At 49.1% G+C, this 666-nt stretch carries 1 protein-coding gene; it reads right to left on the bottom strand.

The features are described from left to right. The coding region (locus tag J7439_RS25795; RefSeq protein WP_286198522.1) for a reverse transcriptase domain-containing protein at positions 1-666 on the bottom strand (666 nt) is incomplete at both ends.

Here is a 666-nt window from a genome sequence, read left to right as displayed (position 1 = left end):
GGCTTGCGCCATTGCTTCAGAAAGCAGCAACGGATTCGCCGACGTATCCATTGATCCAGCAGGGGAATTGGTCGGTAATATTCCGATAACCGGAAATACCCCATCCAACCCCGGATATATTGTGCCAGTTTGCGTAACCGATGTTGCATTGAGACACCCCAGCGACGACTGGTCAACTTGAGTATCCTGTACTTGAATCGGTCCAGACACTTCTGGGCCCAGCGAACTTTCTTCCCTGTGAAGGTGAAACTCAGGAATTCGCTTTCTGTTGCTTTCACAACTTTACTTTTCCGGGAGTTAATCTTCAGTTTCAATTTACGTTCAATGAATTGGGTAATGCTGTTCATCACCCGATCACCGGCACGCTGACTCTTGACGAGAATAACGAAGTCGTCACAGTATCTTGCAAAGCAATGACCTCGATATTCAAGCTCCTTGTCGAGTTCGTCGAGGACCACATTAGACAGCAAGGGTGATAAAGGGCCACCCTGTGGCATGCCAACCCTGGTCGGGTAAACATTGCCCTCAATCATGACACCGGAGCGCAGGTAGCGACCAATCAGTTTCAGGAGGCGTTTGTCGCGGATCTTACGGGAGACCCTCGACATCAAAACGTCGTGATTAACCGTATCAAAGAATTTACTCAGATCGACGTCAACGGCGTAA

The sequence above is a fragment of the Salinisphaera sp. G21_0 genome, from assembly GCF_017744115.1.
In the GTDB taxonomy this organism is placed as follows: Bacteria; Pseudomonadota; Gammaproteobacteria; order Pseudomonadales; family Endozoicomonadaceae; genus Endozoicomonas.
This window is presented reverse-complemented; position numbering and strand designations above follow the sequence as displayed.